This is a genomic window from Tahibacter sp. (assembly GCF_032229445.1).
In the GTDB taxonomy this organism is placed as follows: domain Bacteria; phylum Pseudomonadota; class Gammaproteobacteria; order Xanthomonadales; family Rhodanobacteraceae; genus Tahibacter.
This window is the reverse complement of record NZ_JAVTWC010000090.1, coordinates 18,723-42,842: the sequence shown is the minus strand read 5'-3', so window position 1 is coordinate 42,842 and position 24,120 is coordinate 18,723. Positions and strand designations below refer to the sequence as shown.

Below are 24,120 nucleotides of genomic sequence, written 5' to 3'. Positions count from 1 at the left end.
CGTCGGCGTTGCGCACAAAGGTGAAGCGCACGCGCTGACCGACCCGAAGGCCGTCAACCGGCACCGTGTCGGGACGCACGAACGTCATGGTCATCGCGCCCATCTCCAGCGCGGGGATGGCGTCGGTCGCGACGGACCAGGCGTTGCCGTCGATGCGCTTGACGGTGCCGTCGGCTGAGTACCGCGGCGACGCGGTCGTCGTCGGCGATGCGTCCGTATCCGAGCTGCCGAGCCGGGCGAGCGTGCCGGCGAGACTCGCTTCGGAATCGATCAGGAATTGCCCCGACAGCACGACGCGGTCGCCATCGTCGAGACCTTCGAGCACGCTCGTGCGGCCGTCGCTATCGTCACCGATGCGCACCTCCTGCGCCCGAAAGCGGCCGTCGCCGGCATCGACGATGACCACCTGGCGTGCGCCGGTCGCGATCACGGCTTCGGTCGGAATCTGCACGACCTCGGCGTCCCCGGCACGGCCGGTGATGGCGACGCGGGCAAACATGCCGGGCACCAGGCGGCGTGCCGGGTTGGGTACGACGATGCGGGCCGTCTGCGTGCGCGTCGTGACGTCCAGATCGGGCAGCAGCGTTTCGACGGTGCCGGCGAGCGAGTCGCCCGGGAACGCCGGTAGATCCAGCGTCACGGCGTTGCCCGGGCCGACGCGGCCGATCTGTGCTTCGGGAATCGCGGCATTGACCCACACGGTGTCGAGACCGTTGATGCGTAGCAGCGGCGTACCGGCCGCCACACTCGCGCCGTCGCGCACGAGCAGTTCGCTGACGACGCCGGCGCGCGGCGTGACGATCGTGATCCGATCCTCGGCGCGTCCGAGGCGCTCGACGGCGCGGATCTGGCCTTCGCTCATGCCGAGCAGCAGCAACCGCTGGCGTGCGGCCGCACGCACGGTATCCAGTCCTTCGCTACGGGCCGCGCGCAGCGACAGGTACTCGGCCTGCGCCGCGGTCCACTCCGGCGCGATCAGCGTCAGCAAGGGCTGGCCGGCGGTGACCGTCGTCAACGGGGCACGCACGGCGAGGTGCTCCACGATGCCGGCGACGCGGGCCTGCACGACCACCACACCGCGTTCGTCGAACGTCACCGTCCCCGTCGCGCGAACCGAGGCCGTCGGCGCGCCGCGCGTCGCGAGTGCGGTACGCACGCCGAGGTTCTGCACGAGCCGCGGCTCGATGCGCACGGTCCCCGCGTCGTCGGGGCCGTCACCCGCGTACTTCGGGACCAGCTGCATGTCCATGAACGGTGATTTGCCGGGCTGGTCGAAGTGCTGGGCCGGCACCATCGGGTCGTACCAGTACAGCACCTTTTTCTCGGTCGGCGCCGGCGCCGCGGCCGGCCTATCGCGGTGTCCACGACCGATAAACCACCACGTCGAGCCGACGCCGACGGCGATGCCCACGAGCAGCGCGAGAAACAGCGATAGGCGACTCATGGCGTACGCTCCGTCGGAAACGCGAAGTACAGCGTTGCCCAGGCTTGGCCCAGGGTGTTTTGCAGGTCGGTGAAGGCCAATCGCTGTTCGATGGCTTCGTCCAGCGCGCGCAGCGATGCCGTGAGTTCGCCGCGACCGCCGCGATAGGCCGCCAGCGCCGCATCGGCGCGGTCCTCGCTCAGCGGCATCAATTCCCGCTCGTAGCGCGCCAGACGATCGACCGCGCTGCGCCAGGTCGTCAGCGTCTTGCGCAGTTCGGCGCCGTGCATGCGCTGCGCCGCTTCTCGCTCGGCGTCGATGCGTTCGACCAGCGCCTGCTTCGATGCGATGAGTGGGTCCTGGCGGCGCGCGGCAAACATCGCCAGCGGCACCCGGAACTGCACCGACACCATGTTGGAGAACTGCGGTCCGCGTTGGGCGTACGCGAGCTCGAGCGACCAGTCGGGCCGCTTCTCGGCCCGGGCGAGCGCCACGTCGGCGGTCGCGGCACGCTCCGCCGCGTCGTAGGCCAACAGTTCGCGGTGGTGCGCGATGTTCGTCACCAGTGCGTCGGGATCGCCGCCCAGGTCGCGCCAGTCCGGCGGCTCGCCGAGCGGACGATCGCCCAGGTCCGGCAGCCAGCGCGCCAGATCGGCGCGGGCCGTGTCGCGGTCGGCTCTCGCCGCATCGAGGCGGTCCTGCAACGCCGCAATCGCCGACCGGGCGGCAATGCCCTCGGCGGCCGTTGCGCGGCCGGCGGTCAGCGCTGCGGTGGCCGCGGCGAGCTGCGCCTCCGCCCGCGGCTGCAGCGCCGTCAGCAGCGCCAGGCGGCGCTCCGTGGATGCCGCGGCAATCCAGGCTCGCGCGACGGATTCGTGGACGACAAGTTGCTCATTGGTCAGCAGGGCCTGTTCGCGGTCCACATCGGTGGCGGCGCGTTCGCTGCGCAGGCGGCGCTTCTCGCGCCGCGGAAACTGCTGCGCGATGCCGACCGTACGCATGGTCATGAAGTCGCGCGTCGTGCTGAAGGCGTCGTCGCCGGTCACCGGCAGGTTCTGCAGGCCCAGGACGAGCTCGGGATCGGGCAACTGGCCGGCGGGGCCGACGGCGGCCTCGGCGGCCGTCACACCAGCCGCTCGCGCACGCAATTCGGGCGCCTGGCGTTCGGCCGACTGGACGGCGTCCATCAGCGACAAGGGGGTGAGATCCGCCGAAGAGGCCGCGCCAGCGTCAAAGGCGGTCAGAACGACCAGAAAAAGATGCAGCGACGCGCGCGCATGGCGAGAGCCGCGCGGGGAAAAACGAGGAAGGGACAGCATGAGAACTCCACGGCAATGACGAAACGGCCGCGCACCGCGCGGCGCCACGATCAATCGCGGGGAGAACTCAAATCTGGAAGGTACAGTGCTGGATGCTCAACGGCGGCGGTTGCCCGCGCGCTCGGTGGGCGTATGCCTGCGTGCTGTCATCCGGCAAGGCCGGGCGCACGTATTCCCGCGACCACGTGGTTGCTGGCAGCAACGCGGGCGGGACGGTCAGCGCCGGTGCATGATCCGACGATGGCGTGGTGGGATGGCAGTGCTCGTGGCAACGTGCCTGATCGGCCGTATCGGGCGTGTGGCAGGGCGGTGTGTCGGCGGTCGCCTGGGCGGTCGCGACGGCCATTTCCTGCGGACACAGGTACGCAGCCATCGCTAATTGCTGGAACAGCAGCCCGATCAGCGCAAACAGCGCGATCCAGCGACGATGGCGTCGGTAGCGAAACGGCATGGCGACGACGGATGTCCAGAGCGAACGACGAGTAGACCGACGGAGGCAGGGACAGCTTACGCCCTGTTGTCGACGGTGGCACCCCAAGAGACCCCGATTCGCCGCGAAGGTTCCCTGGGCGCTGTGGCGCCACAATGCCAGGGATGGAAAAAAGGCCCGCTTTCGCGGGCCTTGGAAGAGGCGGGGCGGAATTCGTAGCGGGCTGCGCCCAGGCCTACGCTCCTTTCCCCTTTAGTTTGTGAGTGGCGCTGGGGCCAGGAAGCCAGTATACCTCCCCCCCGTCCTGCCCACCACCACCCGGCTGAACCCATGCGGACTGACAAGCACCTGACGGCATTGGTCGGCCCGACACCCGCGCAACGATACTTCCTGGGATGTTGGTTTAACCTCGTCCACGCTTACTCGTTGGACGCCTTCCGTGTCCGGGTGATGAATCCCGCGACCATGGTGCGGGAGATCCAACAGGCGCTGGCCTTCAGCGAAGCCAAGCCGGAGGACAAGGCCGTGATCCTGGAAGAGGCCGAGGGATTGCTGACGGCCGACCCGATTCTCATGGGTGACGAGTTCGCCCCGCTACGGCCGCGCCTGCTGGGGCTCTTCAAGGACAAAACTAAGGCGGCGACGAGGGGAACAACCGAAGAGCGGATGTTGCGCTATACGCTCCAGGAGCTGGCGCCACTGCTAGAAAAGCATTACGTCGTGCGGGCCTTTGATGCCCTTGAGCGTCTACTGGTGGCGCCCGCCGAACCGCCGGCACCGGCGTCGGATTTCGCACACGTTCACGCGATCACCGCCGCACTTCTGAGCACCCTGCTCGATCGCGATTTCTCCCTGGAATCGCTGTTCCGGATCTATGCCGAAATCCTCGTCCCGCGACGGGCAACGCCGGCCTATCACTTCGATCGGAAAATCGGATTGACCCGCCAGATTTTGACAGGCCCACCGCAGCAGTACGACGTGACGTTCGCGCTGGACCTCATCACGCGCCCGGAAGAACTTCCCGCCGCGCTGGGTAACCTGGAGATTGCCGAGGCACCGCCCTTCGGCCTGCACGCGGGGCATGCGAGAACGAGCTATTTGACGGCCCAACCCAAGCGGCGTTTTGCGACGGTGCGCGGCATCATGGCCGCCGACCGGCGGGCCGCTGGGCTATACGCCTACGAACGTGTGGCCAATGTCATCAACCTGCTGCGCTTCGAATACGAGCAGGCGCGCCTGCAGATTCCCGACCATTTTGCGGTGCTGGATGTCGCCAAGCCCGCCGGCGGACACGTCTATCCGTTGCCGCGTGTCGTTCCCAATCCGGCAACCTCGCTCAACGGTGTCGACGTGGCGCAGTTCGTCGCCAGCGTCAATGAGCTGTTGGCCGGGGCGCATTTCACCGAAGAGGGTCGCGATCGCATCACGTCGGCGTTCCGACTCTATCGCCAAGGGCGCGATCAGGACACGATCGAAACGAAACTGGTGCACTGGTGGACTGCGCTGGAATACCTGGTGCGCGGCAGCCAAGCCAGCGCCGGTATCGGCAAGTCGATCGAAACCAGTGTCGCGCCGGTGATCGGCTTGAGCTATGTGCCGAAACTGCTGCAGTCCTTGCGCACCGTGCTGAGCGATCAGGGCATTGGCGTAAGCGACACTCAGGGGGCAGCAGTCGACTTGCGCGGGTGTGCGATGACGGTCCTATGGGAAGCCATGGAAGATCCGCTGCAGCAAGCCGCGGTACTCAATGGCCTCTCGGCGGAGCCGTTTCTGCAGGTCCAAGTCCAGCAGATACTGGCTGATCTTGGTAGTCCCGCGGCGCTGCTGGATCGGCTGAAAAAGCACGACAAGCGCGTGCGTTGGCACCTCCAGCGCATCTGGCGCACCCGCTGCGACATCGTGCACAGCGCCGGCCGTGGCGCCAATCATCTGCTGCTTTGTTCCAACCTGGAGTATTACCTCAAGACCACCTTGCACGGATTGCTCGGTGCGCTGCGTTCCGTGCCAACGTTGAGCGGCCCTCACGAATACTTCGACCGTGAAGCGTTCCGCTACGAAGGGCTGCTCGGCGCACTGGGAAGCAACGACAAGGCGCGGATTCGCGCCTGCTTTCCACTGTAGGGCTCGACGGGCCGCCATCGCAGCCGTGTATTTCGTGATCACCAAGAGTGTACCGGTCTGTGATTGCACTTCCTCCCAACGTACCCGACGGCGCAACGCTGGAGGGACTGCTCAGACAGGCGTGCCAAGCCGCGGCGTGGCGTCCCGCGCTGTATCGGCAGCTGTTGGATAGCCGCGTTCTTGTGATCGTTGCGGATGCGTTGGCTGCCAAAAACGTCGCGCGGCCGGATCGCGTGCACTTCGTGCAATGGAAGCGGGTTGACGGCACGGCCGCCATCCCGTTCTTCTCGTCCGCGCGAACCTTCTTCGAAGCGGTGCCATACGGTGCCAAGTGCTTGGTACTCCAGACGCGACAGCTTCTCGAACTGACGCGCGGTGCGATCCTCCATTTGAATCCGTACAGCGAATTCAACCTGCAAGTGATGCCGACCGACGTCGATACCATGCTGAGGGATGGATCGTTGGTCGTGCCCGAGAGCTTCACCCTGGCATCGGACCGGCACGTGTCGTTCCGTGGCGTGCTCAATCCGCCGGTCCCTCTGTTGGATGCGTTGACGCTGCTCTACAGCCAGCTCCCCCATGTACGCGGCGCATACATGGCGTTGGTGCGCGGGTTCTACGACGATGAGCGCGAGTCGCTGCTGCTCGGGCTCGACATCGACGGCGATCCAGAGCCCGTCGTACGCGACAGCGGCCTGGTGATCCGCGACACCTACCACGGGCCGTACGATCTCGACATTATCCACCTCAAATCCGGCGAACGTGGTCTGTCGCGCTTCGGATTTGAACCGGCTTTCCGGTTCTTTGATCGGCGCATGGCGGCCGTCCTCGTTGCGCCCACAGCGGACCATTTGCCTCAGTAGCGCGCCACCGCGCCGGATCGGTCACGCCTTCGGGATAGCGCGGGTTCCACACACCGAGGAAAAGGGCACACCCGATCGCGTCAGGGCGTGCGCAGTGCCTTGGCCACGCGCAGAAGGCGAAGCAGCTCGCGGGCATGTCCGGGAGTGCCGTCCCAGCTGCGATGCACGGCGCGTTCCAGCACCGTCCCCCAGTCGCCGCGACGCGATGGGTCCGGCGCGTGTTGCTCGACGTCGGCGCCAGCCGCGCGGCATAGCCGGAGGACGGCCGCCGACGCGCGGCTGAAGCGCCCCGAAAGGATGCGGCTGAGCTGTCCCTGGGAGACCTGCGCCGTACGCAGCAACTGTGTCTGAGTCAGCCCTTGTGCGCGCCGCCAGCGGTCGATCGCGCGTCCCAAGCGCTGTGCCTGGGAGGGCGTCACGGGAGCGTTAAGTTGCGAAGATTTCATGCGCATAAAGTGATATAAGTATGCGCATAGTTTCCAACCGAGCGCTACCCGCCGTCGCACCCGGTGAGACGCGGCCGGCGTAGTTGGGCGTATCCTGGAGCGGCCGTCATGACGACCACCTCGAAAATCGAATGGACCGAGCAGACCTGGAACCCGATCGTCGGGTGCACCAAGATCTCTGCTGGGTGCAAACACTGCTACGCCGAGACCATGGCCAAGCGCCTGCAGGCGATGGGTACGCCCGGCTACGAGAACGGGTTCGCGCTGCGGCTGCTGCCCGAGCGCTTGGCAGACCCCGCCAAGCGCCAGAAGCCGACCGTATACTTCGTGAACTCGATGTCGGACCTCTTCCACGAGAAGGTGCCCGAGAGCTACATCCAGCAGGTGTTCGATGTGATCGCGGCCACGCCGCAGCACAGCTACCAAATCCTGACCAAGCGCGCGGCCCGCCTGGCGCGCTACTTCCGCGATCGCGTGGTGCCGCCCAACGTCTGGCTCGGCGTTTCCGTCGAAAACCGCAAGCACGGCGTTCCGCGCATCGACTATCTGCGGACCGTCCCGGCGCGCATCCGATTCCTTTCCGTCGAGCCGCTGCTCGACGATGTCGGCGAGTTGGATCTGCGCGACATTCACTGGGTCATCGTCGGGGGCGAGTCTGGACCCAAGGCGAGGCCCATGAAACCCGAATGGGCCGAGGCGGTCCGCCGTCAGTGCGCCGAGCAAGAGGTCGCGTTTTTCTTCAAGCAATGGGGTGGCTGGGGCGCTGATGGCAAGCGCCGCGCCAAGTCCAAAAATGGACGATTGCTCAACGGCCGGACTTGGGATGAAATGCCCGCTCACGCCTTCTAGGGGGAGAGCGCACGGTGGCCCGAAAGCCGTATCAATGGCCTGCTGACGGCAAGCCCGCGGTCATCCAGCAGCACAGCGTCGCCAAGCACGACGTGCTGCGCGCCTACTTGATCGACTACATCCAGACGTTGGTCGTTTCCCCACAGCAGGACCAACTGCGCCTGACGGTGGTCGACGGCTTCGCCGGCGGCGGCATCTACGTCCACGACACCACGCGTCAGACTGTTTACGGGTCACCGTTTGCGTTCCTTCAGTCGGCTGAAGCGGCGGCTGAGCTCTTGAACCGCGGCCGCCAGAAGCCGCTGCAGATGAACATCGACTATTTTTTCGTCGAGCTCGATGCGAACGCCTACGCATCGCTGCAGCGCACGTTGGTGGCGCAGGGATACGGCCCGCGCATCGGCCAGGACATCCGTTTGTTCAACAGTGCGTTTGAGAGCCAGGTCGACCCGATTCTGCAGTTCATCGCTAAGAAGAGCCCGAAGGCGGGCCGCTCGATCTTCCTGCTGGATCAGTACGGGTATTCAGATGTACCCACCGCCCAGATCCGCGGCATCTTCCAGACGTTGCCCGCGGCCGAGGTCATTCTCACCTTCAACGTCGATTCGTTCCTGACCTACGCCAGCGACTCGGAGACGACGAAGAAGACGCTGGCCGATATCGGCATTCCCGACGCATTGCGCGGCCGCACGATCGAGGACATCAAGCGCAGCGAAAAGGACTGGCGGCTCTACATCCAAAGCTGCCTGTACCGCGAACTCGTCGAGGCCTGCGGTGCGCGCTATTACACGCTTTTTTTCATTCGCACCGAGGGTCACGGCGACTACTGGCTGGTGCACCTGTCACAGCACCCGCGTGCCCGGGATGTCATGGCGCGCGTGCATTGGAGCAAGAACAACTATTTCATCCACTATGGCGGTGCCGGCATCGATATGTTTCGCGGTCTGGGCTACAGCGCCGATCGTGATCGGGCATTTACCGGCCAGGGCGCGTTCGGTTTCTGCTTCGATGACCTCGCCGGCGAATCGAGCGTCACGACGCTGATGGAGCAGTTGCCGCCGCTCATCTACGCCCACGACGACGGCCTGTCGTTCGGCGAATTGTTCGCAACGACCTGCAACCTCTCGCCAGCGGACAGCGTGCGTTACAAGGAAGCCCTGGAGCGCCTGGTCCAGCATAAAGAGATCGACATTGTCGGACAGGATGGCGCCCGGCGCCTGAAGGCCTCGACGATCACCGACAAGGATCAGCTACTACCGGCCACGCAGAAGACGTTCGGCTTTTGATCTTGCGCGGCGTGCCGCCGGTGATCTCTTCACGACCGGAACTCCTCCAGTCCTCGGATGATCGGAGAAGATTGAGGCTGCCGCAGGGCGGCATTCCTGTGCTTGGCGGCTCTGGGACGCGAGGTAGCGTCGAGTTCGGCGCCGTGCTTGGCACAGGCGCGTTCGATCGTATTCTTGATATGGCGGTGCGCAGTGAAGCCTGGGCGGACGGCAAGGCGCTCAGAACGCTTGCAGCAGCCACGGACCTGCCGCACGCTAGGGCCATGAGGCGTGCACGAACTTCCTTAGCGTGGCGAGGCCTTTTATGGCGGAGCCTGCTTGGTTTGGTGCTGGTGTTGACCGGTACGACGGGAGCCAGTGGCCGGATTGCGGCCCAGGGAATCCCTGCGCCGCGGTCTGCCCACGCCTGTCACGGTGGCGGTGAGCACGCAGTACCGAAGTCGCCCGCGCCATCTGCCCCGTGCTGCACGGATCACGTCTGTCACTGCGGCTGCCTGCCCGTCGCCGCGCCAGTGCTGGCGCTGTGTACCCATGCGCCCGAATCCGAACTGTCACGCTCGACGGAGGCACCGCCGTGGCGGCTGGACCTGCGTCCCACCGCGCTCCTGCGTCCGCCGAATCCCAGCGGGATCTGAGAAGAGTTTGAGCGATCCGCCCGGCGCTTGCCGCGGCGGACCGTCGGTGCGTTTTCGCGCACGCTCAGCGGAGCATTTCCATGGATGACAAGACACCGGCGTCGCTCGACGCCTCGGGCGCTGCGGCCGCGCCCTCCACCAAAGGCCCGATGCGCATCGGCGAGCTGGCCAGCGCCAGCGGGGTGCCGGTCGACACGGTGCGCTACTACGAACGCATCGGCCTGCTGCCCACACCGGCGCGACGCGGCGGCGGCTACCGAAAATACGAACCCGATGACGTTTACCGCCTGCAGGCGATTCGGGGCGCCAAAGCGCTCGGCTTGACCCTGGAGGCGATCCGCACCTTGCTGGTGATGGCGCTCCCGAGTGCCCGGCCCGCACCGGTGCGCGCCTGCGCCAAGGCGCTACAGCAGGAACTCGCCGACCGGTGCGCCGCACTGCAATCGCTCGCCGTCGCCGTGGACACGTGCCGACGAGGCCCGCCGCCAACGTTGGCGGCGTGCCCGATTCTGGCCACCTTGCACGCTTATGCCTGTGCCCACGAGACGAGCGGCAGCGTGCTCCTGGACACCTGATAAGGCGTGCGCCAACCAGATCAGCGGCGTTACTCGCCGGCGCGTGCGTGCGCCAGGGCGTCGACCAAGCCACCGATGCCCAGCAGTGCCATCACCGTCGCATCGGCAAACCAGTGAGCCGTCGTGAAGCCCAGCCACGCGCCGGTGGTGGTCATCGCGCTGATCCAGGCGGCCAGCATGGCCAGAAAGCCGAGCGCGAGGGCGCCGCGACCGAGATTGGCGAACAGTCTCGCACGGGGTGTCATGGGCGTGCTCATGAGGCGTGGGCGGCCGTGCCGGTGCGCTGATCGCTCCCGCTGCGGCCGCTGCCGCTGGCCATCGTTTCACAGGCGTCCGCGCAGCGCTCACACGCCTGAACGCACTCGTCCATATCGCCCAGGCGTTTGCAGCTCTCGGCGCAGGCGCGGCAGATGTCGGCGCACACGACGCATTGCGCTGCGTGGAAAGCCGAGCCGTTAGCCATTAATGCGGCCGCGCTGCGGCATACCTCGGCGCAATCCATCATGAGCCGAAAATGCGTCGGCTCGACGTGTTCGCCGCCGAGCTCCAGGCAATGCGTCAGCGCCGTTTGCTGGCACGTGGTGAAGCAGGCCAGGCACTGCTGGATGCACTCGTTCATCGCACTGGACATGTGGGTTTGATGCGGCATGGGTTTCTCCTCAAGGGGAAGGGACAACGGCAATCGTCAGAGGCGCCACCGGGCAAACGCGAGCCACGCGTCTGGCTGACCGCCGTAGACGGGCTTCAGAGCCGCGGGAATCGCATAGCGGCTGTACTGCAGGCCCAGACCAAAACGCCCCAGGCGCGTGGGCTGGAAATCGTGAATGGCGCCGAGCGTCGCCTTGTCGACAGTGAAAACCTCGCCCGCGAGCGGCTCGTCCTCACCAAAGAGCTCGTCCTTGTCCACGCGCTCCACGCGGCCGTACAGGGTGTGCATCTCATCGACCACGAGCGCGCTCTCGAGCAGGAAGGATTCGGTGGCGTGACCGGGCAGCTTCTGGTTGCGACCCCAGGCGAGCGTCGTCTGCCACTGCGCACGCTCGAACGGACGGTGGTAGATGACCGACGCGGTCGTGCGGCGCATGTCCACGTCAGGCTCCAATTGCTCAGGACTCTTTAGGAGCCCGCGGCTGACCTGCAGCGCCCAGCGGTCGCTCGGATTGTAGGAAAGGCGACCGGACCAGGAGTCGAGCGCGCGCAACTCAATGTTGGTCCGGACCTGGTCGGGTTCGCGGGCATTGAACGCGGAACCTTCCACTTTGAAATCTTTCCACACCCAGCCGAGCGTGGCGACGCCGAAGGTAATGTGGGTGGCATCGAGCCAGTGGTGGCCGAGGGGCGCTTCGGGGTTGTCCATGCCGGAGAACCGGTGCATATAAGTCGGCGGGCCCAAGGCCGGCTCACCGGGCAACCCCAGGTACAAAAAGGCCGAACTGGACTCGCCCACCGGTTGGGAATAGCTGGCCGCCAATTCCATGAAAAGATCATGCGGATGCTGCCGATCGATCAGAGGCGTGCGACCGTCGGCGGTTTCGCCGGTCTGGAAAAGAAGCGGATAGCCGGTCTTGCCCACGCCCCAGGGGTCGAGCGACACCATGGCACGGACGCCCAGGGTGCCGGGACCGAGCGGGCGCATGCCCATCAGCATGCCCATGGTCTGGATCACCGTGTCGCGTTCGCCGCGTGGACCGGAATTGTCGGTCGCCACGAGATTGGCCGAACCGTGCGCCATCCACATCCACTCGCCCGTCATCCACGGTGCGCTGCCGCCCATCGGGGTTGTTTGCGGCTGCCAACTCGTGCCAGAGGCCTCGCGGCTCATGGCGTAAGGCCCTAACAGTCCACGCATCGGCTTAGCATCGTCGTGCTCGGCCATATCCGGCATCGCCGGCGTCGGTTCGGGCGCATGCGAAGGCGCGTGCTGCGCTTGGAGCGTTCCGGCGTTGAGCGCGAGCAGGCCGGTCAGAACTATGGGGGCTGCGCGCGAGCGGAACCGGTGAGGCGGAGTAGGGTGCAGCATGGCGAAAGCGTCCGTGCAAGGGGAGATTCCAAGGCAGCACGCGCTGTGCCATGAAGCGCGTTGGCGAGTGGCTATCGTTCACCGGCGGCGGCAAGCGCGCAGTCCGTGTAACAATTTGGCCGCGTTTCAGTGGTTTGCCCGAGTGCGCTAGGCGCTTGAATTCATTGGACTTAGGAGTCAACTCCAAGCTTGTCGCTGGGGGGCTCGTCGTGCAGCGTGCCGCACCCTTGCCGCGCGAGACCCGCAATCTGCACGACACCTACGATGGGGGTACCGGTTGACCTCGCGCAGCCCCCGTGCACCGTCGAGGGTTTTACGCACAGAAGAGATCGGGCAGTTTGCCGCGTTCAGTGTGGCGACAGGTTTGGAGTTTGCTCCAGACTTCACCTGTGTACAAAGGAGCAGTGCGTCCTTGCCGCATGAATAGCGATCGATGCGGGGGGCGGTGCGGTCGCGCTAGCCCGTTGATTTCGCACCCAATGCCATCGCTGTGTCGATTATCGGATGCTGCTCGCACTGCCGGTCCGGGCATTGCGCGGCCGTGACACCACCGCATCCGCACGGCAGCGATACCCCCACTATTTGCAGCCGAAGTGACGCCGTGTATTGCAGCGCAGAATGCTTTTTTTGCGCGGCTGCGTAGCGTCCCTGCGCCTGTCGCTCCGGGAGGGGATCGACAGGCCCACGACAGGGGCGTGGTGCAGGGCACTCAGCTCTGGACATCCCGTTCGCCGCGCCGCGGCGATCGTGCGCTTATCGTCATTCTTCGGAGGGGTAGATCGTATGCGTCGTTCCTTACTTGCACTTTCCTTGGGCATGGGTTTCTCGATCATCGCCAGCACCGCGTCAGCCAGCCACGATTGGAACAACTATCATTGGGCTCGCACCACGTCCTCGTTCAATCTCGCCACCGTCGACAGCGTCACGTCGACCTGGCAGCCGATGTTCAACACCTCGGTGTCGCAATGGTCCTCGTCGACCAAGCTGAATCTCGTAGCCTCGCAGGGCACGGAGACGGCGAGCGCACGCAGCGCCTGCACGCCGATCGCCGGGAAGCTGCGCGTGTGCAACTACACCTACGGCCAGAACGGCTGGTCGGGGCTTGCTTCCATCAACCTGGATTCGCGGGGCCACATCTCGCAGGGCACCGCGAAGATGAATGACAGCTACAGCTTCACGAGCAACGCGCGCTACCACGTCATGTGCCAGGAGATCGGCCACGTACTGGGTTTGGATCACACCAGCACGAACGGCACGTCGCAGAATACGTGCATGGACTATTCGCAATCGGCCAGCAGCACTGCGCCCAATGCGCATGATTATGCGGAGCTGACCAGTCTGTACGGTCACCTGGACAGTTACAGCAGCGCCAGTTCGAGCATGGCACTCAGTGCACAGGAGATCGCGCTGACGGACGGGCCGATGGGCCGCTTGGAAATGGTCGGCGGCGTGCCGCTGGGGCATCTGGTCAAGCGCGAGCGCTTCGCGGAAACGTATGTGGCGCCCGACGGTAAAGGCGGCTTGTGGATCCACCACATCACCCTCGCACCGGAAGCTGAAAACCTGGATCTGATCGAGGAATAAGCGCAGCTCGACCGCGGCGCCATGCCAGGAAGGCGCCGCGGTCTTTTCGCCAAGCACGGAGGAACGCGGATGCGATCGCTTTTGGGCATGATATGGCTCGGCTTGGCCGGGTGCGCGGTTGCGCAAACGGCGCCGCCAGCGACTTCCGCAACTTCGGCGGGGGCGGGTAAAAGTGGACCGGTTGTGACCTCGCGCGAACAATGCATAGCGCTCAAGGGCACCTGGCGCAAGGTCGGCGTGCAACAGCTCGAGGCCTGCGATGTCCCCACGCGCGACGGCGGTAAATTGTGTCAACGCAGTGCGCAGTGCGAAAGCCTGTGCGTCGCGAGCGCCGACGCCGATACGGCGGCGGCTGTCGAGGGCCACTGTTACGCTTCATTCCTGACCGTCGGTACTTGCCTGTCAGAGGTCGAAGACGGGCGCATCGTCCGCGCGCAGTGCGCAGACTGAGCTCGCAGTGGAACTCGTCGGCTCACCCGCGACGCGCGGCGCGTAACAGGCGTGAATGGCTCCGTGGCATGAATCAGACTGCCGAACACATCCGATCGTGCGCGCCGTCTGCGTGTCGCTCGATACTGAATTTGGATCTCAACTCCAACTTCCATCGTACACAACCCGATCGTGTGACAACCCGTACTTTCCGCGCTAGGCTGCCCGCGCCACGCGATTGTTCACAAGGGGACAGATCATGGGGATTAGGTATGCAGGTGCTGGGTGGGCGGTGTTGTTGCTGTCGATGAATGCGGCCAGCGCGCAAAATCACCGTCATTACGAATACTACGTGGACGTACAAAACGGATTGAACGAAACCGTCGCGGTGAGCTGCAGTGGCAAGACGCCGGTAATGTTGCGGCCCGGCGAGGTGCGGTCCATCAATGTGCATGGCGGCGAGTCCCTGCGTGTGCGCTGCGACGCGCGCGATCACCATGGTCAACCGCTGCTGCAGCAGGTGTTTGAGCTCGATCACCACGACAACCGCGCGGACTGGCAGCTGGGGCAAGGCCAGGACGATCACGGTCACGACGACGGCAACTAAGGGCAACTGGTCGGCCGCGGCATCGTGGCAATCGCGTCGGTATAGAACTGCGCCATGCCAAATTCCCGACACAGCTGAGGCAGGGCTTTGATGGCGCGCGCTTTGAAGTCGTCCAGGCGTTCATGTCGCGCTCCTCATTCAGATGACCGCTTTAGCGCAGCGCACGCGCAATTGCGAGTACGCCCTTCAAGCCCGACCCAAAGCGGCCGACGGCTTCGCGATGCGTCGTGAGCTCGCTGTAGGGCAAGAAATGCAAATTCAGGTCCGTCGCCCGGCTGAAGGCGGGGCGGGCGAACTGCGCGCGCACATCCGCCTCGCGCGCATCGGGCGCCACCAGAAAATACGCGCCGTCAGCGTGCTCGGGCACCCCGAGCGCGAGATCGAGCATGCGCACGATGCCCGAGTAAATGCTGGTGGAATGCTCGACCTCGAATGCCGCCGCGACGCGGCCGCTGTCGGCCTCCAGCCACAGCACGTCGATCAGGCCAAACGTGTCAGCGGCGGCGTGCGCGGCGAGGGCGGGTGGTAGCTGCGTCATGCAGCCAGTGCCCAGTGGCGCGTCGGCATACACACGACCGCGATCGTTGCTCGCGATCCATACAGCGTATCCGAGGGCCTTGCCCAGATCGCGCAGCCAGGCCTGGATCTGCGTGTGTGTGTGATCGCCTTCGCGGGCGAGCGCGAGCGCCTTGCGACTGGCCGCACTCTCCTCGCGCACTCCCGCCAAGTCCTCCGCCCAGCGCGCGACAGCGGCCGTGTCGCCCGCGCGGGGCGGTGCCGGATAGCGGCCACTGCCGATGTCGAACAAGAAGCCCGCGACAGCGCCGAAGTCGTTCGAAAACTGCCCCCGGTACCGCGCCATGAGCGCGAGCATGCCGCGACGCATTGCCAGGTACTCGTCCCAGCGACCGAGCTTCACCCGCGCGCCCGCAACGGCGTTGTACCCATTGACGATGGCCGTGTTGAACGGCGGCACGTGAGTGGGGTGCAGGAAGTACAACAGGTTCGCGGCCGCGGGGCCCAGCCCCTTGATGCGCCGGCGGTCCAGCGCATGGATCGCTTCGAGTATCGCGCTATCGCCGCTGCAGCACAGGCACGTGTCGAGGAACTGCCCAAACGCGCGCTGATGCTCAGCGTCTTCGTAGATATCAGGAATGCGCAGCTTGGGCTTCCATAAAAATGCGTGATCGGCTCCCTTGAAAATTTGACGCTGCTCGGCTATCGAGCCGACGACGGTTTCGAGCGACGAGCCGCGGTACGCGCATCCAAACGTGCCGCTGGCGATCTCGGCTACCACGGCCTGCAGGCCCCGTCGAATCGCGCGGAAATTCTTGAGCCGCTCCTCCCACAGAAACCACGTGCGGTACGTCCCGCCCGCGTCTTCGCGCCAGCGTGCGATCAACGTCCGCAAGGCATCCGTGTCCGTGGCATCGGCGGGTATCTGCGTCGCAATCATCGTCAGGAGTCTTTAAGCGGAGGAGAAAGTGTAGCCAGGGTGCAGCCGTATGGCATACCTACCATCTCAGGGGCGCGACACCGTCAGCGCCCGGCAATGAAAATCGACTAGCGCGGCGCGTGACGCACTGTCGCAATTTGCCTCGTTCGCGTGCCCGACCGTGCAGCGTGCTTGACCCGTGCGCCGGTTCGAACCCTGGAGTTGAATCTAACATCCGGAATTTGAGCGGGTTTTCTGACGTGTGAATAACCTTGCGCGTGAGTCGCTTGCGCCCGATGAGCGCTCGCGACGTTCGTCAATGAACGTTGGCGTGTCGCACCAGTGCGGGCTTGGTATACGCCCTGCAATCGACCATCGATAACTGACCGTCGACACTGCCATCCCGATTCTCACGCAAGGAGCGTTTTATGAAAACCTCGCACACCGCGCATGCAGCGCCGCCGAAAGCAACCGCTCACGCCGAACACAGCACGCAAAATACGATGAGTCACTACCCCCGTTTTGCCGCGATGATCGCCGTGTCGTTCATCGCCATGTTCGCGCTGATGTACGTCATGGTCGATCGCTTTGCGCACGTCTTGAGCAATCTCAATCAGGTCTACATGGCCGCGCTCATGGCTGGGGCGATGGTGCTCATCGAATTGGCCTTCATGTGGAAGATGTACCCGAACGCCAAGCTCAACGGCCTCTTTCTCGCCATTGCCGGGATCGTCGTGGGTGTCAGTTGGTTTGGTGTTCGCTACCAGTGGGGCATCGGCGATTCGCAGTTCCTGCGCTCGATGATTCCGCACCATGCCGGTGCGATCCTGATGTGCGAAGAAGCAACCCTTACGTCGACGGAGATTCGCAGCCTGTGCGGTGACATCCAACGCTCCCAGCGCGCCGAAATTCAGCAGATGCAAGCGCTGCTCGCCGCTGAGCGGCAACGGCAATGAGGCCGGCATTCGCTGGTAAAAAAAGCGGCGTGTGCGGCGGGGATTCGCTGCCGGCCCCACTACGTTTGGCGTCTGCCGTGATCCTCGCCGCAGCAAGCTTGGCGGCGTGTGGCCGCGTGGCGCAACCGCTCTCGGAGTCCACGGGGGTGCATCCGAAGCTGCCGCCGCCGTCCCACTCCGTCATCCCGGTCATCGACATTGCGCCCGCCACCGGCTGGGCAGCAGACCAGACCCCCATCGCAGCGACCGGGCTGAGGGTGCGCGCGTACGCGCGAGATCTCGATCATCCGCGTTGGCTGCTCGTGCTTCCCAACGGCGATGTGCTCGTCGCGGAAAGCAATGCGCCGCCCGATTCGCGCGCCACCAAAGGCATCAAAGGTGCCGTTATGAAAGCCGTAATGAGGCGCGCGGGCGCGGGCGTGCCCAGCCCCAATCGCATCACGCTGCTGCGCGATGCCGACGGCGACGGCGTGGCCGAGCAGCGTCACGTCTTCGCCCGTGACCTGAACTCGCCGTTCGGAATGGCGCTCATTGACCAGACGTTGTACATCGCCAACGCGGATGCACTGGTCCGTGTGCCCTACCACGACGGCGACGTTACCGCCGTCAGCGCCGCGGAAATGGTTGTGCCGCTGCCCCACGGGCCTGGCCCGCTCAACCACCATTGGACCAAGAGTTTGGTGGCCAGCGCCGACGGAAAGCGTCTTTACGTGGGTGTCGGTTCCAATAGCAACGTCGCCGAAGGCGGAATGGACAAGGAGGTGAATCGCGCGGCGGTGCTGCAGATCGATCCTGAGCAGCGCAACGTGCGGGTATTTGCCAGCGGGCTGCGCAATCCCGTAGGACTGGACTTTGAGCCGGTCACCGGGGACTTGTGGACTGTGGTCAACGAGCGCGATGAACTGGGCAACGATCTGGTTCCTGACTATTTGACGCACGTGGTGGAAAACGCCTTCTACGGCTGGCCGTACAGCTATTTTGGCGACCACGTCGATGCACGCGTCGAACCGCAACGCCCGGATCTCGTCGCCAGCGCCCGCGTCCCCGATTACGCGTTGGGCGCCCATACCGCCTCGCTGGGACTTGCGTTCGCCACGGCGCACACATTGCCAGCGCGCTACCACGCCGGCGCCTTCATCGGACAGCACGGCTCCTGGAACCGTAGACCGCCGGTCGGCTATCGCGTCATTTTCGTGCCTTTTGCCAACGGCCGCCCGAGCGGCTCGCCCACGGTTGTCCTGGACGGATTTCTCGATGCCCAAGGCAACGCGCGGGGGCGTCCGGCCGGCGTACACCTGGCCCGCGATGGTGCCCTGCTGGTGGCGGACGACGTCGGCAACGTGGTCTGGCGGGTCGACACCGATCCGGCCGCCCCATGAGGCACGCAGGGAGGGTGCGATGCCCGATTGCCTGATCGTAGGCGGCGGCCCGGCAGGTCTCACAGCGGCGCTGTATTTAGCGCGGTTTGGGCGCTCGTGCACGGTCATCGATGCGAACGCCAGCCGTGCTGCACAGATCCCCGTGTCGCACAATCTGCCGGGGTTTCCTGAGGGCATCGGTGGGGAAGCCCTTCTGCTGCGATTGCGCCGTCAGGTCGCCAACGTCAGTGTACCGATCGAGCATTCCACGGTGGACGCGCTGCGTAGTGATGCGGGCAGTTTTGTCGCAACCCTCGGTGAAGAACATCGACACGCGAGGACGGTGCTCCTTGCGACCGGCGTGGTCGATCAACTGCCGCCCGGCGCGCCGCCGGCCCAGTGGCATGCGATGACGCTCGACGGTCTGGTGCGCTGGTGTCCGATTTGCGATGCCTACGAAGTCCGCGATCGGCGCGTGGGCCTTATCGCACCGGCGACGACGGCACTGGGTCATGCGGGATTTCTGCGCACCTACACACGCGACCTGACCTTGATTCTGACGCCAGACGGCGGTGAATTGTCCGACCAGGACCGCGGTCGGCTGCGTACTCTGGACGTGCTGATTATCGACCAGCCCATCACCTTCGTCCGCGACACGCCCTGCGCCGTTCTGGTGCAGTTCGCTGATGGCTCGGTGGCCGATTTCGATACGGTCTACCCGCTCGTGGGCTGTGCGGCCCGTTCACACCTGGCCACTGCGTTGGGCGCTCAATGCGACGAGCAGGGCGAGCTCTTCGTGGACGCCCACCAGGGTACGTCCGTCCCCGGGCTCTACGCCGCCGGGGATCTTGTCAAGGCCTTGAACCAGATGACCGTGGGAATGGCTCACGCCGCTGTTGCGGCGACCGCGATCCATCGTCGGCTGGGCAACAATCCGCGGTGATCGGCGTGGTCCTGCATGGCACACGGCGCGGTGTGTCGGTCGGGCCGCCGGTCTGTCCACTGTGTGAACTCGATCCACTCATCAGTGCTAGGCCTGGGCGGCTTCGCGCGAGCGCACCATGCAGAGTCGGCAGTCGCGGGCGCAGTCGAGCAAGTCGCCGCGTGCGTCGCAGGCGCTTGCGCAGACCTCGCACACGTGCGCGCACGCGTCGCACAACACGATCGCTTCGCGACTGCCGATCCGAAGGTACTTCGCGGTCACTTTGCACAGTTCCGCCGTGACGATCAGGAGCTGACGCAGCTCGTCGTCGAGCCAAGCCTCGCTGACGCCGCGATAGGGCAAGAGACCCGCGCTCATGCAGGTGCTGTAGCACCGCAGGCAGGCTTCTACAGCACGGGCCGTGGCGGACTCCGGCGAGGGGTTCAGGAAACGGAGCATGGTGCCTCGGGCGGGCTCCGAGTCCCTACGACGACTCGCGGTGCGGAAGGAAGGCGCATCACGGCAGCGAAGGACCGGCCGGGTGGTGGGCATACACCGTGGCCTCACCGCGCAGCGGCAGAGTCCACACGTCGTACGCTTCGGAAACGGCACCTTCCATGCCGGCCGATCCAGCTGGCATGCCCGGTACGGCCAAGCCGCGCAGGGCAGGGCGTTCTTGCAGCCAGCGCCGTATGTCCTGCGGCGGCACATGGCCCTCAATCACGTAGCCCTCGCGCGTCAGCGCCGTATGGCAACTGGCCTTGGACTCCGGAATTCCCAGGCGAAGCCGCAAGGCGCCCAAGTGCAGTTCTTCCTGTACCGCGACGCGAAACCCCGCCTCGCGCAAGCGCGCTACCCACGCCAGACAACATAAGCAGCCCGGCCGCCGGAACACCGTGATCTCGCTCTGCGCCGGCAGACCGCGCGCCAGCACGAGGAAGGCAGCCAGGACCGACAGCATGGCCGCACCGACCCCCGCGAGCGCGGGGAGGGAGAGGGGACGACGCTTCACGGGAGATAGTCGCGTCATCGCGCTCGAGCGTGGGTCGGTGCGGCGCCTCATCGACGAATGCCACCGGATCGTGGGGAGCGAACCCTGGCCAACGTCGAAGCCATGGACAACACGGTGGGAACTGGCGGCCGTGTCATTGACCGTGTCGCGCGAAGTCGCTGACGTTGCCGTCACCGTCAATCTGGTGCACGGTGTAGGGCGCGACCCGGCCATCCGGGAGCTCCATGCCGGGCGAGCCGGCCGGCATGCCCGGTACAGCGAGCCCTTGGATCGCGGGCCGCTGTGTCAGTAGACGCCGGATGTCGGCCGCGGGCACATGGCCTTCCACGAAATACCCGCCGACTTCGGCGGTGTGGCACGACGCCATCGGCGCCGGCACGCCCAGGCGACGTTTGCTCAGCGCGACATCGGCTTCATCGCGCACCTCGACCGTGAAGCCGTTCGCCCGCAGGTGCTCCACCCACTGCGTGCAGCACCCGCAAGATGGGCTCTTGTGCACCAGCACGTGATCGCTGGCGGCGACCGTGACTGTCGCCGTGGATTGCGCCGACACAGGATCGGCGAGGGGAATCAGGAGCAGGCCCAGCGAGCCTACCCATCGCAGCAGAGGATTCATTGCAACCTCACGAAGTCTTGTTGGGTCGGGACGACCAATGGATGTGCACAATGCGCCAGCCCTGCGGCGTCTTCTTGAGCACCATGGTTTCGGTGCTGATGAGATCGACGGGCTTGTTCTTCACCGACGCCGTGATGCGCGATTCGCTGCCGACCCACGCCAGATCGCCGACCGCATCGCCGGTGCGTGACTGAAGCGCCAGCGTCGCCGTCTTCAAGAAGGCCGCGTCGCTGGCGAGGTGGTGCGAGGCGTATTCGGCTTTGGAGCGCTCGATGCCGCCGCTCTCGAAGATCTTGACCTCGGGATCGAGAAGCGTGGCGGCCGTCGCGGTGTCGCCGGTCGACAAGGCTTTCTGGAACTGATCCACCACGGCCGTGGGCTCGTTCGCGCCTTTCGCACCGTCCGATGATGCCGGTGCGGTGGCGCCCGCTGCCGGCGCCGCAGCACGCATGTCCATGCCCTCGTGATCCATCGGCTGACCACCCTCGCGGGCGGTCAGAATCTGGTACTGATCTGCCGTCAGCGTCGGCAGCTTCTGCAGGAACGCCACCATGGCCCAGATGCGTGCGTCATCGTGCGTGGGGCCCCAGGCGGGCATAGCCGACGCCTTGATGCCATGCTTGATGATCCAGAACTGCCGCGCCGCTGCGCCTTCGGCCAGATCTTTCGTCAACGGAGCCTGCTGAGAGGCAGGCTTGGACAGATTCGGCGGCTTCGGATAAAGCCCTTGGGCCATGTCGGACGTGGTCTTGCCCGGCTTCAAATGGCACGTCGCGCACATGTCGTTATAGTCCGCTCCGCCCGCCAGGAGCATGTCCGGATCGTCCAGCGCAGGCACCTTCAGATCGGCGCTGGCGCGGGCGATCGAGCGTTCCCGCAGCGTTTCCAGTCCCCAGTACGTCAGCGCGTTGTGCGGCGTGTCGGCGCCGATGGGATACAGCCCCGAGTATAAAAATCCCAGTGCGCCCAATCCGCCAACGAGTGCCAGAACGAGGATCACTTTGAGCGTTTTCATGCGCTACCCTCCCGTAGGTTTTCCGTGTTGTGAGTGATCCATCGCCGGCATCTCATCGGATGCTGGGGCCGGTCGTGTCGCCCGCGCGGGGCCGTACGGGGTGCGCCGATGGGGCTGACCGAAATCGGCATCGCTGCTCACGCGGCGTGCGATCCGGTCCTTCGGATAGCGGTACGGACCCGGATCGCGAAAATCCCCGGCCGCCAGCTCGTCGCGGACCTTGACCACGGTGAACATGCCGCCCATTTCGATCGGCCCGAACTGGCCTTGGCCGGCCATCATCGGCAGCGTGTTCTCGGGGCCTGTCAGGCCCATCGCGACGTGCTCGGAATGCTCCGACATGCCGTTTTCACCCATGGCCATGTAGCCGGGCAGCAACTGCCGAATCTGGGCTTCCACGCCGCGCTGATTGACACCGGTCGGATTCGGGATGCCGTGGCCCATCGGTCCCATCGTGTGATGCGCCATGTGGCAGTGCAGCGCCCAGTCGCCGGGCTCAGTCGCCACGAACTCGAAATCGCGCATCTGTCCGACGCCGATGATCTCGGTGACCTCGCGTCGCCACTGCGATCGCGGCCATCGGCCGGCATCTGAGCCGGTCACCCAGAACGGATTGCTGTGCAGGTGGATGGGATGGTTCCACATGGATAAATTGCCAATTCGGATGCGCAGCCGCTCGCCCGTGCGCATCACCAACGGTTCGATCGCGGGGAACACCTTCGAGTTGAAGGTCCACAAATCGAAATCCTGCATGATGCTGGGATCGGGGCGATACGTGCCTGGGTGCAGCGCCCAGTTGTGCAGCAGGAATGCATAGTCGCGGTCGATCGGCTCTTCTTCACCGGCTCGCGGATGGATGATGAACAAGCCCATCATGCCGAAGGCCATCTGGGTCATCTCATCGGCGTGCGGGTGGTACATGTGCGTACCGTGCTGCTTGAGCGTGTACTCGTAGACGAAGGTCTCGCCGGGCAGGATGTGCGGCTGGTTGAGACCGGCCACGCCATCGAATCCGTTGGGCAGATCAATGCCGTGCCAATGCACCGAGGTCGGCTCCTTCAGCCGATTCGTCACGAACAACCGCACTCGATCGCCTTCGACCGCTTCGATCGTTGGCCCCGGCGTCGTGCCGTTGTAGCCCCAACAGATTGCGCGCGAGCCCGGCGCGAACTCGTGCTCGATCTCCTCGGCCACCAGGTGGAATTCCTTGACGCCGTCATTCATGCGGAACGGCAGTGTCCACCCGTTGAGCGTACGCACGGGCCGGTAGCCCACCGCCGCTCGCGGTGGCGGGGCGGCATCGCTGGCGGCCGCCGGCGTATGGCCGGCGGCGTGCTGCGCCCGGGCAGGCGTCACCGCGCCGGCCAACAGGCCCGCGCCGCCGACCCCCATCCATTGCAACAGGTCGCGTCGTGAGGTCATCAGTGCCCCCCGTGATCGTCGCTCGACGTCGGCGCGTTCTTGTCGTCTTTTTTCGGGTCTTTCGCTGCGTCCTTGGCCGGTGCGTGATCGTGCGCAGCGCCGGCAGCATCGGCCTTGGCGCACTTGGCCATCATGGCCTTCATGACCGGATCGTTCGGGTCCATTTTGGACATGTCCATGGTTTTCAACTTGGCGCAGTCGGGCTTGGCCTGCGCGGCAGCCGCCTCTTTTTCGTGCTCTTTGGGGTCGTGCGCCGACACGTTCAGCGCAATCGTCAGGCTCATCAGGGCAAGCGCAAGACGCAGGGAAGAGGTATTCATGCGTGATCTCCGAAGAAAGCTACGGTGGGTGAAACGCTCATGGCACCGGACGGCGCCGTGCGCCCGATCGTTCGGGCGGGGAAAGGAGTATCGAGTGACGATGACGTGCGCCTATCGCCCTGGCGCACCGGTGGGGAGGTGGGAGTGGAATCGTCCTTGCCGTGGTCCATACCGGGCATGCCGGCCTCGTCTTTCGGACGTTCCGTCGCCGGCGGCGACGTTGACTTCTTCGCGGCGTTCGGTCCGCGCGAGCCCTTCGTGGGCTGGGTATCCTGAGGCGGAGGCGCTACCGCCTTCATGGACATGTCGTGACCGGCGTGATCCATGCCCTGCATGCCGTCGCCGCGGGCGGGACTTTGCGGCGACGGCGTGGCGGCCGGCTTCATCGACGACATGTCATGACCGCCATGGTCCATGCCCTGCATGCCGTCGTCGCGGGCGGGGCTCTGCGGCGAGGGCGTGGCGGCCGGCTTCATC

General features: G+C 65.3%; 25 protein-coding genes and 1 pseudogene. 11 read left to right on the top strand and 15 right to left on the bottom strand.

Annotation, left to right across the window (positions count from 1 at the left end; all coding sequences use genetic code 11):
• The 3 genes from RUU78_RS15620 to RUU78_RS15610 form a co-directional block, all read right to left on the bottom strand.
• A partial coding sequence (locus RUU78_RS15620; RefSeq protein ID WP_313918209.1) for an efflux RND transporter periplasmic adaptor subunit occupies positions 1-1,444 on the bottom strand: 1,444 nt, incomplete at its 3' end.
• Positions 1,441-2,742 carry a TolC family protein gene (locus tag RUU78_RS15615; RefSeq protein WP_313918207.1) on the bottom strand — a complete coding sequence of 434 codons (1,302 nt, stop codon included), beginning with the start codon at positions 2,740-2,742 and terminating at the stop codon, positions 1,441-1,443. The genes RUU78_RS15620 and RUU78_RS15615, both read right to left, overlap by 4 nt.
• Positions 2,743-2,809: 67 nt before the next feature.
• Positions 2,810-3,193: a hypothetical protein gene (locus RUU78_RS15610; protein ID WP_313918205.1), complete on the bottom strand. Its 384-nt coding sequence runs from the start codon at positions 3,191-3,193 to the stop codon at positions 2,810-2,812.
• 309 nt (positions 3,194-3,502) lie between these two features.
• On the opposite strand from RUU78_RS15610, the gene RUU78_RS15605 reads away from it, so the two are divergent.
• Positions 3,503-5,293 carry a hypothetical protein gene (locus tag RUU78_RS15605; protein ID WP_313918203.1) on the top strand — a complete coding sequence of 597 codons (1,791 nt, stop codon included), beginning with the start codon at positions 3,503-3,505 and terminating at the stop codon, positions 5,291-5,293.
• 59 nt (positions 5,294-5,352) lie between these two features.
• Positions 5,353-6,156, top strand: a complete 804-nt coding sequence (locus RUU78_RS15600) for an enhanced serine sensitivity protein SseB C-terminal domain-containing protein (protein WP_313918202.1) — start codon at positions 5,353-5,355, stop codon at positions 6,154-6,156.
• 80 nt (positions 6,157-6,236) lie between these two features.
• Here the strand turns inward: RUU78_RS15600 and RUU78_RS15595 are convergent, their stop codons facing one another.
• Positions 6,237-6,551, bottom strand: coding sequence for a helix-turn-helix transcriptional regulator (locus RUU78_RS15595; RefSeq protein ID WP_313918200.1), 315 nt, complete (start codon positions 6,549-6,551; stop codon positions 6,237-6,239).
• Between the two features lie 159 nt (positions 6,552-6,710).
• Between RUU78_RS15595 and RUU78_RS15590 the strand changes: the two genes are divergently transcribed.
• The 3 genes from RUU78_RS15590 (at position 6,711) to RUU78_RS15580 (ending at position 9,947) form a co-directional block, all read left to right on the top strand.
• A complete protein-coding gene (locus RUU78_RS15590) occupies positions 6,711-7,451 on the top strand; it encodes a phage Gp37/Gp68 family protein (protein WP_313918198.1) in 741 nt (246 codons plus the stop codon).
• Positions 7,452-7,465: 14 nt separating this feature from the next.
• Positions 7,466-8,737: a three-Cys-motif partner protein TcmP gene (locus RUU78_RS15585; RefSeq protein ID WP_313918196.1), complete on the top strand. Its 1,272-nt coding sequence runs from the start codon at positions 7,466-7,468 to the stop codon at positions 8,735-8,737.
• A 715-nt stretch (positions 8,738-9,452) separates the two neighbouring features.
• Positions 9,453-9,947: a MerR family transcriptional regulator gene (locus RUU78_RS15580; RefSeq protein ID WP_261693084.1), complete on the top strand. Its 495-nt coding sequence runs from the start codon at positions 9,453-9,455 to the stop codon at positions 9,945-9,947.
• Positions 9,948-9,976: 29 nt separating this feature from the next.
• On the opposite strand, the gene RUU78_RS15575 is transcribed toward RUU78_RS15580, so the two are convergent.
• From RUU78_RS15575 to RUU78_RS15565, 3 genes are read right to left on the bottom strand one after another with little or no spacing between them, the layout of a single operon-like run.
• Positions 9,977-10,192, bottom strand: a complete 216-nt coding sequence (locus RUU78_RS15575; RefSeq protein ID WP_261693083.1) for a hypothetical protein — start codon at positions 10,190-10,192, stop codon at positions 9,977-9,979.
• Between the two features lie 8 nt (positions 10,193-10,200).
• Positions 10,201-10,596, bottom strand: coding sequence for a four-helix bundle copper-binding protein (locus RUU78_RS15570; protein ID WP_261693082.1), 396 nt, complete (start codon positions 10,594-10,596; stop codon positions 10,201-10,203).
• 36 nt (positions 10,597-10,632) lie between these two features.
• Positions 10,633-11,967: a hypothetical protein gene (locus RUU78_RS15565; RefSeq protein WP_313918193.1), complete on the bottom strand. Its 1,335-nt coding sequence runs from the start codon at positions 11,965-11,967 to the stop codon at positions 10,633-10,635.
• 618 nt (positions 11,968-12,585) lie between these two features.
• On the opposite strand from RUU78_RS15565, the gene RUU78_RS15560 reads away from it, so the two are divergent.
• The 3 genes from RUU78_RS15560 to RUU78_RS15550 all read left to right on the top strand — a co-directional run bounded on the left by RUU78_RS15560 (position 12,586) and on the right by RUU78_RS15550 (position 14,587).
• Positions 12,586-13,551 (top strand): hypothetical protein, encoded by a 966-nt coding sequence (locus tag RUU78_RS15560; RefSeq protein WP_313918191.1) that lies wholly within the window; start codon positions 12,586-12,588, stop codon positions 13,549-13,551.
• 183 nt (positions 13,552-13,734) lie between these two features.
• Positions 13,735-14,001, top strand: a complete 267-nt coding sequence (locus tag RUU78_RS15555) for a hypothetical protein (RefSeq protein ID WP_313918190.1) — start codon at positions 13,735-13,737, stop codon at positions 13,999-14,001.
• A 271-nt stretch (positions 14,002-14,272) separates the two neighbouring features.
• Positions 14,273-14,587, top strand: a complete 315-nt coding sequence (locus tag RUU78_RS15550; RefSeq protein WP_313918187.1) for a hypothetical protein — start codon at positions 14,273-14,275, stop codon at positions 14,585-14,587.
• Positions 14,588-14,738: 151 nt separating this feature from the next.
• On the opposite strand, the gene RUU78_RS15545 is transcribed toward RUU78_RS15550, so the two are convergent.
• Positions 14,739-15,989, bottom strand: a complete 1,251-nt coding sequence (locus RUU78_RS15545; protein WP_313918185.1) for a type II restriction endonuclease — start codon at positions 15,987-15,989, stop codon at positions 14,739-14,741.
• A gap of 461 nt (positions 15,990-16,450) precedes the next feature.
• Here RUU78_RS15545 and RUU78_RS15540 point away from each other — a divergent pair, with 461 nt between their 5' ends.
• The 3 genes from RUU78_RS15540 to RUU78_RS15530 are packed head-to-tail and all read left to right on the top strand — an operon-like array spanning position 16,451 to position 19,279.
• A complete protein-coding gene (locus RUU78_RS15540) occupies positions 16,451-16,978 on the top strand; it encodes a DUF305 domain-containing protein (protein ID WP_313918183.1) in 528 nt (175 codons plus the stop codon).
• Between the two features lie 47 nt (positions 16,979-17,025).
• Positions 17,026-18,357, top strand: coding sequence for a sorbosone dehydrogenase family protein (locus RUU78_RS15535; RefSeq protein WP_313918213.1), 1,332 nt, complete (start codon positions 17,026-17,028; stop codon positions 18,355-18,357).
• Positions 18,358-18,376: 19 nt separating this feature from the next.
• On the top strand, positions 18,377-19,279 hold the full coding sequence (locus RUU78_RS15530) for an NAD(P)/FAD-dependent oxidoreductase (protein ID WP_313918181.1): 903 nt from the start codon (positions 18,377-18,379) through the stop codon (positions 19,277-19,279).
• A gap of 87 nt (positions 19,280-19,366) precedes the next feature.
• Here the strand turns inward: RUU78_RS15530 and RUU78_RS15525 are convergent, their stop codons facing one another.
• The 7 genes and pseudogenes from RUU78_RS15525 to RUU78_RS15495 all read right to left on the bottom strand — a co-directional run.
• Positions 19,367-19,717, bottom strand: coding sequence for a hypothetical protein (locus RUU78_RS15525; RefSeq protein ID WP_313918179.1), 351 nt, complete (start codon positions 19,715-19,717; stop codon positions 19,367-19,369).
• A 58-nt stretch (positions 19,718-19,775) separates the two neighbouring features.
• Entirely contained in the window at positions 19,776-20,270 is a 495-nt protein-coding gene (locus RUU78_RS15520) for a DUF411 domain-containing protein (protein ID WP_313918177.1), read from the bottom strand.
• 133 nt (positions 20,271-20,403) lie between these two features.
• Positions 20,404-20,886 carry a DUF411 domain-containing protein gene (locus RUU78_RS15515; protein WP_261693072.1) on the bottom strand — a complete coding sequence of 161 codons (483 nt, stop codon included), beginning with the start codon at positions 20,884-20,886 and terminating at the stop codon, positions 20,404-20,406.
• Positions 20,887-20,893: 7 nt separating this feature from the next.
• Positions 20,894-21,856 (bottom strand): nuclear transport factor 2 family protein, encoded by a 963-nt coding sequence (locus tag RUU78_RS15510; RefSeq protein WP_313918175.1) that lies wholly within the window; start codon positions 21,854-21,856, stop codon positions 20,894-20,896.
• A gap of 48 nt (positions 21,857-21,904) precedes the next feature.
• Positions 21,905-23,323 carry a copper oxidase gene (locus RUU78_RS15505; protein ID WP_313918173.1) on the bottom strand — a complete coding sequence of 473 codons (1,419 nt, stop codon included), beginning with the start codon at positions 23,321-23,323 and terminating at the stop codon, positions 21,905-21,907.
• Positions 23,323-23,607, bottom strand: a complete 285-nt coding sequence (locus tag RUU78_RS15500; RefSeq protein WP_261693069.1) for a hypothetical protein — start codon at positions 23,605-23,607, stop codon at positions 23,323-23,325. The genes RUU78_RS15505 and RUU78_RS15500 overlap by 1 nt, the downstream gene beginning before the upstream one ends.
• A gap of 32 nt (positions 23,608-23,639) precedes the next feature.
• Positions 23,640-24,120, bottom strand: a pseudogene (locus tag RUU78_RS15495) (hypothetical protein); the annotation flags it as partial.

What these genes read in the sequence shown, in the direction of transcription:
- RUU78_RS15605 (WP_313918203.1), top strand. Translation starts at nt 3,503, where the DNA reads ATGCGGACTGACAAGCACCTGACGGCATTGGTCGGCCCGACACCCGCG.
- RUU78_RS15500 (WP_261693069.1), bottom strand. Translation starts at nt 23,607, where the DNA reads ATGAGCCTGACGATTGCGCTGAACGTGTCGGCGCACGACCCCAAAGAG.
- RUU78_RS15505 (WP_313918173.1), bottom strand. Translation starts at nt 23,323, where the DNA reads ATGACCTCACGACGCGACCTGTTGCAATGGATGGGGGTCGGCGGCGCG.
- RUU78_RS15515 (WP_261693072.1), bottom strand. Translation starts at nt 20,886, where the DNA reads ATGAATCCTCTGCTGCGATGGGTAGGCTCGCTGGGCCTGCTCCTGATT.
- RUU78_RS15560 (WP_313918191.1), top strand. Translation starts at nt 12,586, where the DNA reads ATGCTTTTTTTGCGCGGCTGCGTAGCGTCCCTGCGCCTGTCGCTCCGG.
- RUU78_RS15575 (WP_261693083.1), bottom strand. Translation starts at nt 10,192, where the DNA reads ATGACACCCCGTGCGAGACTGTTCGCCAATCTCGGTCGCGGCGCCCTC.
- RUU78_RS15565 (WP_313918193.1), bottom strand. Translation starts at nt 11,967, where the DNA reads ATGCTGCACCCTACTCCGCCTCACCGGTTCCGCTCGCGCGCAGCCCCC.
- RUU78_RS15540 (WP_313918183.1), top strand. Translation starts at nt 16,451, where the DNA reads ATGAAAACCTCGCACACCGCGCATGCAGCGCCGCCGAAAGCAACCGCT.
- RUU78_RS15590 (WP_313918198.1), top strand. Translation starts at nt 6,711, where the DNA reads ATGACGACCACCTCGAAAATCGAATGGACCGAGCAGACCTGGAACCCG.
- RUU78_RS15525 (WP_313918179.1), bottom strand. Translation starts at nt 19,717, where the DNA reads ATGCTCCGTTTCCTGAACCCCTCGCCGGAGTCCGCCACGGCCCGTGCT.
- RUU78_RS15570 (WP_261693082.1), bottom strand. Translation starts at nt 10,596, where the DNA reads ATGCCGCATCAAACCCACATGTCCAGTGCGATGAACGAGTGCATCCAG.
- RUU78_RS15580 (WP_261693084.1), top strand. Translation starts at nt 9,453, where the DNA reads ATGGATGACAAGACACCGGCGTCGCTCGACGCCTCGGGCGCTGCGGCC.
- RUU78_RS15530 (WP_313918181.1), top strand. Translation starts at nt 18,377, where the DNA reads ATGCCCGATTGCCTGATCGTAGGCGGCGGCCCGGCAGGTCTCACAGCG.
- RUU78_RS15615 (WP_313918207.1), bottom strand. Translation starts at nt 2,742, where the DNA reads ATGCTGTCCCTTCCTCGTTTTTCCCCGCGCGGCTCTCGCCATGCGCGC.
- RUU78_RS15610 (WP_313918205.1), bottom strand. Translation starts at nt 3,193, where the DNA reads ATGCCGTTTCGCTACCGACGCCATCGTCGCTGGATCGCGCTGTTTGCG.